An 8851-nucleotide genomic window follows, 5' to 3' on the forward strand; every position below is an offset into this window, starting at 1 on the left:
TGATGTGACAAAACCTGAGTCCTTGGTCGTTAAAGTGTTTGTTCGCACTTATATTTTAACTATTCGGACTCAGGTTTTTTTATTTAAAGTAAACTATGGGACAGCAGTGAGGATGGCTATCCTTTACGTCCACATGTGGTCTGGTTTGGCGAGGCTGTGCCTGCTTATGCCGATGCACAAGACTGCGTACAGGATGCGGATATTTTTATCGTGATTGGCACCAGCCTGCAGGTTTATCCCGTGGCAGGCTTAATTCATGAAATTCCAGCGCATTGTAGCGCTTACTATCTTGACCCCAAGGCGGACCGGCAGCAGCTTCCACCACAATTCCAGAAAATTGTGATGACCGCTACTCAAGGAATGCAACATCTAAAAGAATGGTTAGGACAACAGCACTAAACTGTTCTGTTCAATCGCAAAACGACACAGCGGCCATTGACATAATGCAACAATAAATTTTTAATCTGCTTATTGTTGCATAAATGGAATTTTTAAATGCTGTCCGATCTTGATGATTTTTATTGCTTTGCCTTGGTGGTGGAACATGGAGGGTTTAGTGCAGCAGAACGCGCAACCGATATTCCAAAATCAAAATTAAGCCGCCGCGTTTACAATCTGGAAGAACATTTAGGCGTGCGGCTGATCCAGCGCAGTTCCCGCCATTTTGCCGTAACCGACATTGGCATGAATATTTACCGCCATGCCCAGGTCATGATGAATGCGGCGCAAGCGGCCCACGATCTGGTCGATCATCTCAGCATTCAGCCTCGCGGTGTGATTAAGGTCAGCTTGCCTGTTTCAATTGCGCAAAATGAAATTGCCAAGATTTTACCGAAATTCCTGAAAACCTATCCTGAAATTAAGGTACAGCTCATTGTCAGTAACCACCGTGTCGATATCATCAATGAAGGCATTGATGTGGCACTCCGGGTACGTTCCAATCTGGATGATGACCCGAATCTGGTTTTACGCAAATTTGAAAATATCGAACAGCACCTGTTTGCCAGCCAGGCCTATCTGAATGAATTTGGCGACTTAAAACAGCCGGAAGATTTAAGCGATCATCAAATTCTCAGCATGTCAGATGAGCATTTAGACCAGTATATTGTTGTACATGATCATAAAAAACAGCAAAAGAAAATCAAGGTCAATCCCGTGGTGATGGGGTCTGACCTGATGATGCTGGCACAACTGGCACGACAAAATTGTGGCATTGTGCTATTGCCGGACAGCATTGTTCAGGATTATGTTCAAAGTGGTGAACTGGTACGTGTACTGCCGGACTGGAAAGCACCGCATGGTATTTTCCATGCAGTCTATCCTTCACGCCGTGGCTTGCTCCCCGCGGTCCGTGTCTTTATCGACTATTTGGTGCAACAGCTCAGCAAGTATTGATACTCATGCCTCTGCTTGGAAAAACAATCAGGTTTATCTTCAAGCAAGAGGACAATGCCTTTGAGTTGTTGATTGCATCCTACAAACGGCTAGCCTGGTCTCAAAAAAGTAAAATTCACTTGAGTAATACAAAATTTTAGGCAAAAAAAAAGCTTATCCGAGGTGGATAAGCTTATAAACTTTAAATAAGGAAAAATAAGAAACTACAGCTAGAATCTATAGTTGTATAGTACAAAGAAAATATATAAAAATCTAATATATAAAATATATTACAAAATAATAATACAAATAATTATACCATACAAATCATAAAGTTATATTAAAATTAATAGATTTTAAAACTTTATTTGAACATAAAGTCAACAATTCTATACCAAAGTATAAAACAATCTATTTCATTTAAATCTTGTCTCTTAAATTTCAGGATATGTACCAGTACCTTCTGGCCAAGGAGATAAAAGCTCGAAACCGGTATCGGTTACAGCAACCATGTGTTCCCATTGGGCTGTTAAGGAACGGTCAGCAGTCACTACGGTCCAACCATCTTTAAGCTCTTTGACACGTGCCTTGCCTGCATTGACCATCGGTTCAACGGTAAAAACCATGCCTTTTTTAAGGATCAGACCTTGCCCAGGCTGCCCATAATGCAGCACATTCGGCTGTTCATGATAGACCTTGCCAATGCCATGACCACAGTATTCACGGACAATGCTATAACCTTCACGATGAGCCACCGATTGAATGGCAAAACCGATATCACCTAAAGTTGCGCCCGGTTTCACCGCATGAATGCCGGCCACCATGGCTTCATAGGTGGTTTCAACCAGTTTTTTCGCTTCCGGTTTTACATTTCCGACATAATACATCCGGCTGGTATCGCCAAAATACCCATCTTTAATGATTGCCACATCAATATTGATAATGTCGCCATCCTGCAAAATGGTGTTTGGCGATGGGATACCGTGACACACCACTTCATTTGGAGAGATACAGGTGGTTTTGGTATAGCCATAATAACCTACATTGGCTGGAATGACTTTTAAGGTATTTACAATAAAATCATTACAGATATCATCCAGATACTCCGTACTTACTCCAGGCTTGACATACTTCCCTATCATTTCCAAAACCTGAGCAGCCAAACGTCCGGAAATACGGAGTTTCTCTAAATCTTGCTCAGTTTTAATGGTAATAGTGGAAGCTTTCATTGCATCATCCTCAGGAATAAGGCTTATGATTATAGTCCTTTTACATTAATTTTGTTTAATATGAGCAGATAAACAGTGGAGTTGTGAACCTTTTTAGCCAACTGTGTGATTAATTTATATACATTTAAATAACCCTAACCGAAAATTAAAAAATTACTTAAATAATTAAAAAAAAATAATATTTTATATTTTTCTATTTTTTACCCATTAATCAAATATATAAATAGACTTAAATTTTCCCAGTTGCTCATTTTAGTGGATGATTAAATTACTAAAATTTATAAGTCTCATAAAAGGAACTATAAAAAAACGCGGATATCCTCTAAAATCGCTTTTTTTTTAATTCCTCTCCCCATTTATGACGAATCTCCGTACAAGGGATATTATTGCCTTGGGCTTTATGACTTTTGCACTTTTTATTGGTGCGGGCAATATTATCTTTCCACCAATTGTCGCTCAACAAGCGGGTGAACATGTATGGTTAGCTGCTTTAGGTTTTCTGACTACCGCAGTTGGTCTGCCTGTTATCACCATTATGGCACTGTCACGTGTAGAAGGATCAATCCAGAATTTAAGTTCGCCTTTGGGTAAAGTCGCCAGTTTGATTTTAACCATTGTATGTTATTTAGCTGTTGGTCCTTTATTTGCAACGCCTCGTACAGCCACGGTTTCCTATGAAATCGGTTTTTCTTCTTATTTTGGTACATCAAGTAGCAGTCTGCTCATTTATAGTGCAATTTATTTTGCAGTCGTCACTGCTATTTCCTTATACCCCAATAAACTGCTCGACACTGTCGGTCACTTCCTGGCACCTTTAAAGATTATTTCTTTAGCGGTATTAGGTATCGCCGCATTTGTCATTCCTGCCGGATTCATTCCACCTGCAATTAACAATTATGTTGCCGCCCCGGTTTCTGAAGGTTTTGTCAATGGCTACTTAACCATGGACACTTTGGGTGCATTGGTTTTCGGTATTGTCATTATTCACGCGATTCATTCACGTGGCGTAACGGATAAAAAACTGGTCACCAAGTATGCCGTGATTGCCAGCCTGATTTCTGGTGTAGGTTTAACTCTGGTTTATTTGAGCCTGTTCAAGCTCGGTTTAGGCAGTCATGAAGTCGCGCCAAATGCAGCCAATGGTGCAGTGATCCTGCATGCCTATGTGCAGCATGCTTTTGGTGATATTGGCTCTGTATTCCTGACCGGCATGATTTTCCTGGCCTGTATGGTTACAGCGATTGGTTTAACCTGTGCATGTGCAGAATACTTCTCGGAACTGACCAAAGTTCCTTATAAAATTTTGGTTTTCGTTTTGGTGGGATTCTCTTTCATCATTTCAAACCTTGGTTTAACCAAACTGATTGCAGTGTCTGTGCCTGTTTTAAGTGCCATTTATCCACCGGCAATTGTGGTGATTCTACTGAGCTTCTTGTGGAAATTTTTCAACAAGCCCGCTTATGTGGTTGCACCCGTCACTGCAGTGGCTATGCTATTCGGTATTTTTGACGGCCTGAAAGTTGCAGGACTCGAAGCATACTTACCGGGTTTCATTCAAAATTTACCTTTAAATGCACAAAATTTAGCCTGGCTGATTCCCTCTATTATTGTGCTGATTATTGCCATCGTCATCGACAAAGTTAGACAATAACCGCTGTTGATATGATTAAAATCTCGTTTTACCCAAATCAGATTTTAACCGTGATCAATAAAACGCCATGTTTTACCCAAACTGGGTTTTATTGTTTACTTTTCATCGCCCCAACACGGTTTGTTAAAAATATAAAATTAAATCAGTCCCTATCAGGCAAATTATCGCTGCAATCCCCTTTCAGACATTGATGCACTTCCAGACTGGCATCAATATTGCTTCTTTATATTCACTATTGTTGTAACTTTAATGGTTTTTCATTCACAAACAGATGATAAGCATAGATATATGCTTAAAAATAACCAATATTCATGTGAATAAGGTCATCATGTTCATTTATGCATTAACATGCTTTTATTACAAAATAATGACATTTGCTATTGAAATGAAATGAAATAACAAGTACAACATTAGAAACTAATCTGACTAAAACAATTAGGTTTAGGTCAATAAACAACCGGAGGGGTGGAGATGTTATCATTACATTTCAATAAAGAAATCTTCATTAACGCTCTAAAAGCAAATAAGAATATGGTCACTTATCTGAGTACCACTGCTGCTCTGCTTGTGACGCTCATTATTCATGGATTAATTCAAGGCAATTTAAAGCCTGAATTCTTCATATATGCTTTTATTGTATCGGTAGCTTTCTATGTGTGGGCTATAGTCGATCAGAAATATCGTTACCAGAAGCAGAATACATCTACAGAATAAAAGATGGGTGAATTATCACCCATCTTAAAAAGAACTAAAAAGATTAATGATCAAATACTTAAAATAAAAAACAAACCATCAAATTAAAATCTTGCCCAAGCCCAGCATTGTACCCAGCAATAATCCTGCTGTAGCCCCCAATTCCCCGACGATCAGCAAAATCATTGCACTGCTCAGCATCCATTTCGGTAAATGCCAACGTCCCACCTGATGCGGTTGCTTAAACTGATTGGTGGTATCTTTCAGCCAGCCATGCAATATATAGCTTAAAATTGAAAAGCTAAAAAAGAAAAGATTGATCAATACCAAGATTAAATTGAGCAGTTCATTCCATACTGAAAAATAGGCTAAAACTGCAATAATCAGGCTGGCAGGTGCATAGAGCAAACTGCTTCTATGCGCAATATCGACATAATAATGCGCTCGTGCCTGTGCTGACTGCCTGATTTGATAATATTTCCATATTCCGGTCAGCATCCCCACCCAAAGAAAAATACCGCTAAATAGCACTGCACAAGCTACGGCCTGCGTTAAATTTTCCGCTTCCATTCATTTATATCCTTATTTTTAGACCGTTATTTTGACTTTAAAGTCATTCATTTTACAAGTTTCTTTTTAGAACTTAGATACAGTAGTCATAATATACACTTATCCTATATCCCCTCATATGAACACTTTTGAATCATTAACAATTACCTGTAAAGATGGATATTCACTCAGCGCTCGCTTTTATACGGCAAGCGCTATGCAAAAAAAGAATTGTCCCGTCCTCATCTGTCCAGCAACCGGGATTACCCAAAATTTTTATCAAGCTTTTGCAGAATGGTTAACCACGCAAGGCTATGATGTTTTGATTTTCGACTTCCGCGGAATTGGCCGTTCTTTACATGGTCCGGTTAGCCAATCTGAAGCCAGTATTGTAGATTGGGGGCAACTGGATATTCCTGCTGCAATAGAAACCTTATTATATAAAACTCAAGCAGATCAGGTCATTTTAGTCGGTCACAGTGCTGGCGGTCAGCTTTTGGGTATTGTGCCTAACCATGAAAAAGTAGCCAAAGTCGTCGCGGTTTCAGGTTCAACAGGACATGTTAAAGGCTTAAAAGGCCGCACCAGATTGCTCGCTCCTGTCATGTTTAATGTCATTTTTCCATTGGCACGTATCACCAAAGGTTATGGCCCAACCCAGGCTATCGGCATGGGCGAAAACTTGCCTAAAGATGTGGCACGTGAATGGGCACAATTCTGTAGCAAACCAGGTTATATCATCAACGCGATTGGTAAAAAAGTGGCATCCGCACATGATTATCATGCCCAGATCACCTGTCCGATTACGTCCATCTGGGCAACGGATGATGAGATCGCGACTCAAGCCAATGTGAAAGACCTGCTACGTTTATATCCCAAAGCGCATACAGAAATGATTGAACTGCAACCCAAGGAACATGGACACAAAGGCATTGGTCATATGCTGATGTTTAGGAAGTCTCATCAAAACTTGTGGCCGGTGATTGAACAGCACCTGTCTGTCTAGTTTCTTTTTTCATTCTTCACCATGTGATCCGTCATCTGCTGCAATATTTTCTATTTTTGTCATTCAAAATGCATACGGCACCTGATGTATTACTACACAAATGCCGTATGCACACTCAAGGTTATTGACCCAAACAACCCTGAGTTGATGTGCTTATATTAGCAACCTTTGCACCAATAATTTTGCCTAATTTTCCAGGATTTTTCTTTTAAACAGCATACTCATGCTATAAATAACATTTATTCAGAAGAATCTTTTGCAGTTTGTGTTATGAAGGAAAATAATTACAGTTTGGACAAGATTGACCGCCGTATTCTTGCTGAACTTCACCGTGATGGCCGTTTAACGGTGACGCAACTGGCTGAAAAAGTCGGTTTGTCTTCCTCTCCTTGCTGGACGCGTCTTAAACGTCTGGAAAACCTGAAAGTCATTGATAGCTATACCGCCAATATCAATCCCAAGGCGATTGGTATTAATGAGCTGTTTTTTATTGAGATTACTCTGGAACGTCATGATGATGAAATTCTGGAACAGTTTAGTGAAGCCCTAGCCAATATGCCTGAAGTGGTGGAAGCCCATTTGGTCACGGGAGATTATGATTATCTGGTCAAAGTTGCGGTAAAAAATTCGGAACACTATGAGCGTTTTTTGCGTAAAAATTTATATTGCATGAATGGAATCCGCCATACCCGTTCAATTTTTGCCTTAAGGCCTTTAAAACTGGCCAATACTGCCGATTTAATGATGATTGAATAATCTGAAAGATTAAGAATTTCAATCACACAAACGAATGTATTTGTGTTTTAATATGCGCAGTATGAGATGAGCCTCTTACAGTATGTGCCCTGGATGTGCATACGACTAGCCCCTAACCATGGGGCTTTTTCATGTCTAAAATAAAATATTTTAACTGCCTTTGCTTAAACTGCTTTCGTCTTTAAGGCATGCCATGAGCAATATCACTCCATCAAATGATTCATTGCCATATCAACCACTGGTTCAAACATGAGAGAGCTTAAAAGGATATTTTCTGGCGTAATCAAATTCACTTTATCTGACACATTTGAAATACCGCCACCCGATCTGTTTTTATAAATAATTGATATAATTGACTATTTTTAAACTCGTCAATTAACGACATTCCATCACCCACTTGCTAAAGTGTGCAAGCTTTAAGGAACAATTGGAAGGAACAATGAGATAGCCAACTCACTGATATTATTCAGCAGCTTTTTCAAAATTATTCAATAATCATCTCTACATTGAAATAAATTTAACTATAATCATCATGATAATAAAAAAGGGATATACCTTGTGCGCCATTCATATCATCTTGAAAAACATTATATCGAACGTGCTGGATGGTTACGTGCAGCTGTGCTGGGGGCAAATGACGGTATTATCTCCGTCACCAGTCTGGTGGTCGGAATCGCGGCCAGTGGCGCATCTACCCATACTTTACTTGTGACCTGTGTCGCCGGATTAATCTCTGGGGCGGCATCAATGGCTGCCGGCGAATATATCTCGGTTAAATCACAACAGGACATTGAAAAGAATGATCTGGAGATGGAACAGCGCGAACTGCAACGCCATCCTGAGCCAGAATTGCAAGAATTAAAGAACATTTATATACAACGCGGATTGCAACCCGCTTTAGCTGAAGAAGTTGCCCGCCAGCTGACTGTACACAATGCCTTAGATGCACATGCGCGTGATGAAATTGGCATTTCAGATCATACTTCTGCCCAGCCCTTTCGCGCGGCCTTCTCTTCAGCTGCTGCATTTACCATCGGCTCACTCTTTCCTTTAGTTTCAATTCTGCTGCTGCCCGAGCAATATTTAGAGAAAGGCGTGATGGTAATTGGGGTATTAAGTCTCGGCATTATGGGGGCATTAGCGAGTTATGCTGGTGGGGTCAGCATCTGGAGAGGCTCAATCCGGGTCATGCTTTGGGGGATTATCGCCATGTTATTCAGCGCCTGGATCGGATCATTATTTAATGTGAGCGTGGCTTAATATATATCTTATTTAATCCGAACACAGCCAATCCATGATGGTTATAAATACTTAGTCTTACGTTATCTCCACCTTAAGAGATAATTCTACTTTCAGCCCCGATGATGTCTAGGATTAAATTAGCATCGTTTAGGCGAGTGGTTTAATTTAAAGCCTGATTATCTATAAGACTTTCTGATAATTATGTGTGAAGGTTATCGTATTTTTGTTATATTATTTATGTGAGATTAATAATCAACCTTTAGCTCTGATTTTACTAATTTCGCTTGAGAATCTATCAAAAATGCGCAATACAACTCAAGGACGGTATGCTATATGAGTCAAACAGCGAGT

General features: G+C 39.8%; 8 protein-coding genes and 1 pseudogene. 7 read left to right on the top strand and 2 right to left on the bottom strand.

Translation table 11 applies throughout. From position 1 onward, the window contains the following. Positions 1-114: 114 nt before the first annotated feature. Together ACPUEY_RS13670 and ACPUEY_RS13675 are read left to right on the top strand one after the other, a co-directional pair. Positions 115-399 (top strand): annotated as a pseudogene (locus tag ACPUEY_RS13670) (Sir2 family NAD-dependent protein deacetylase); the annotation flags it as partial. Positions 400-495: 96 nt separating this feature from the next. Continuing rightward, positions 496-1395 (top strand): LysR substrate-binding domain-containing protein, encoded by a 900-nt coding sequence (locus tag ACPUEY_RS13675; protein ID WP_425122419.1) that lies wholly within the window; start codon positions 496-498, stop codon positions 1393-1395. A gap of 413 nt (positions 1396-1808) precedes the next feature. On the opposite strand, the gene map is transcribed toward ACPUEY_RS13675, so the two are convergent. Further along, positions 1809-2603: a type I methionyl aminopeptidase gene (gene map, locus ACPUEY_RS13680; protein ID WP_425122420.1), complete on the bottom strand. Its 795-nt coding sequence runs from the start codon at positions 2601-2603 to the stop codon at positions 1809-1811. 358 nt (positions 2604-2961) lie between these two features. On the opposite strand from map, the gene brnQ reads away from it, so the two are divergent. Both brnQ and ACPUEY_RS13690 read left to right on the top strand, forming a co-directional pair. After that, complete coding sequence (gene brnQ / locus ACPUEY_RS13685; RefSeq protein WP_425122421.1) at positions 2962-4254, top strand: branched-chain amino acid transport system II carrier protein; 1293 nt, start codon at positions 2962-2964, stop codon at positions 4252-4254. 471 nt (positions 4255-4725) lie between these two features. Beyond that, complete coding sequence (locus ACPUEY_RS13690) at positions 4726-4968, top strand: hypothetical protein (RefSeq protein WP_092818163.1); 243 nt, start codon at positions 4726-4728, stop codon at positions 4966-4968. 78 nt (positions 4969-5046) lie between these two features. On the opposite strand, the gene ACPUEY_RS13695 is transcribed toward ACPUEY_RS13690, so the two are convergent. Beyond that, on the bottom strand, positions 5047-5517 hold the full coding sequence (locus tag ACPUEY_RS13695) for a hypothetical protein (RefSeq protein ID WP_425122422.1): 471 nt from the start codon (positions 5515-5517) through the stop codon (positions 5047-5049). Positions 5518-5635: 118 nt separating this feature from the next. Here ACPUEY_RS13695 and ACPUEY_RS13700 point away from each other — a divergent pair, with 118 nt between their 5' ends. The 3 genes from ACPUEY_RS13700 to ACPUEY_RS13710 all read left to right on the top strand — a co-directional run bounded on the left by ACPUEY_RS13700 (position 5636) and on the right by ACPUEY_RS13710 (position 8518). Next, complete coding sequence (locus tag ACPUEY_RS13700) at positions 5636-6502, top strand: alpha/beta fold hydrolase (protein WP_425122423.1); 867 nt, start codon at positions 5636-5638, stop codon at positions 6500-6502. 270 nt (positions 6503-6772) lie between these two features. Then, positions 6773-7258, top strand: coding sequence for an Lrp/AsnC family transcriptional regulator (locus ACPUEY_RS13705; protein WP_092818166.1), 486 nt, complete (start codon positions 6773-6775; stop codon positions 7256-7258). Positions 7259-7816: 558 nt separating this feature from the next. Beyond that, complete coding sequence (locus tag ACPUEY_RS13710; protein ID WP_092818240.1) at positions 7817-8518, top strand: VIT1/CCC1 transporter family protein; 702 nt, start codon at positions 7817-7819, stop codon at positions 8516-8518. The last annotated feature ends 333 nt before the right edge of the window (positions 8519-8851 follow it).

It is taken from the genome of Acinetobacter sp. G11 (assembly GCF_049808495.1).
GTDB classification, from domain to species: Bacteria; Pseudomonadota; Gammaproteobacteria; order Pseudomonadales; family Moraxellaceae; genus Acinetobacter; species Acinetobacter kookii.